This is a genomic window from Streptomyces sp. NPDC029122, from assembly GCF_055569445.1.
Genome location: NZ_JBVHWK010000038.1, coordinates 69,371 through 70,946 on the forward strand (window position 1 = coordinate 69,371; position 1,576 = coordinate 70,946).

At 80.3% G+C, this 1,576-nt stretch carries 1 protein-coding gene; it reads left to right on the plus strand.

The features are described from left to right. Positions 1–419 precede the first annotated feature (419 nt). Positions 420–1,463 (plus strand): SigE family RNA polymerase sigma factor, encoded by a 1,044-nt coding sequence (locus ACZ4WZ_RS31270; RefSeq protein ID WP_467896071.1) that lies wholly within the window; start codon positions 420–422, stop codon positions 1,461–1,463. The last annotated feature ends 113 nt before the right edge of the window (positions 1,464–1,576 follow it).

Sequence of the window (1,576 nt, forward strand, 5' to 3'; positions counted from 1 at the left end):
CTGTCCCCCTCTGGGCGTCCGGCCACACAACCCCCTGCGGGCCCAAAAGCGAGGCGGACGCGATCCTCTTGGCTCGCTCCGCCCCGGCTGGGGCCCCCCTGGGGCGGCCGGGGGCGCCGGGCCCGCCCACCCGGCGGCCCCGGAACGTCGCGAAACACGCCGCACAGCCGTCGGCCAGGCCGCCCCAGACGGCCCGGGCGGCTCAGACGGCCCGGGAGACCCAGGCGGCTCAGACAACTCCGGCAGCTCAGACAGCTCAGACGACTCAGGCAGCCCAGGCAACCCACACGGCCCAGGAGTCATACCCGGCCCGGGAGGCGCACCCGACCCGTCCGGTCTCTGCAGAACCGGCCCTCCCGGGCGCCCCCGCCCCGGCACCCACCGCCGCCGCGGCCCCCCGGGACCCCACCGCCCCGGCCGTGGCGGCACCCGCCCCTGAGGAACCGTTTCACCAGGGCGGCCCCGGCCACACCGGCGCGGAACCCGGCACCCCGCAGGGGATCCCGGCCGCCCCGCCGGCCACCGCGCGGGAAGAGCCGGCTCCCGTGGGCCACGCCACCCCGGCCACCGACGTCCCCGCCGCCGGCCCGACCACCCCGGCGGCCGCCACCCCCGCGGCCCGGCCCTACGGCCCCCGGCCGAAACCCCCCGAGGACCCCGTCGAGGCCTTCGACGCCCTCTACGACCACGCCGCCGCCGCGCTCGTCCGCCAGGCCTACCTCCTCACCGGCCGCCGCGCCCTCGCCCTGCACTCCGTCGAGGTGGCGTTCCGGCAGGCCTGGGGGCGCTGGCCCGAGGTGGCCACCGACCCCGACCCCGTGGGATGGGTCCGCGCGGCCGCGTACGAATACGCCCTCTCCCCCTGGCACCGGTTCCGCCGGGCCCACCGCCACCCCGACAGGCTCCCGCCCGACCCCGCCGACCGGATCCTGCTGGACGCCCTCCTCGCCCTGCCGCCCGTGCACCGCCGGACCGTGCTGCTCTACGACGGCGTCGGCCTCGACCTGCCCGACACCGCCGCGGAGACCGAGGCCAGCACCCCGGCCGCCGGGCACCGCCTGCTGCGCGCGCACGCCGAGCTCGCCCGCCGGATCCCCGGGCTGGCCGGCCTGCTGGCCGAGCAGCGGTCGGCCCTGCTGCGCGAGCGGCTCGGCGCGGTGCGGCCCGCCGTGTCCCTGGAGCCGCGCCCGGCGGCCACCGTCCGGACCGTCAGCGAGCACCGGGCCCGGCGGCTGGCGCGGGCCGCGCTCGTCCTGACCGCCGTGATCGCCGCGTCGACGGGATACACCACCGTCACCGCCCCGGACCACTACGAGCCGCCGATCGCCCCCGGCGCGAGCGTCTCGGGGGTACCGCCGCTCAGCGGCCCCCCGCGGCTCACCGAGACCGGCCGGTTCCTCCAGGACAAGCTGCGGGCCGACCCGGCCGCCGGGCCCCACCGGCTCGCCCCGCAGCCCGAATGAGGAACGGGCGTGGGGGGGGGGGGGGGGGGGGGGGGGGGGGGGGGGGGGGGGGGGGGGGGGGGGGGTGCGGGGGGGGGGGGGGGGGGGGAGTACGTGTAGTCTCCTTGCCGCTG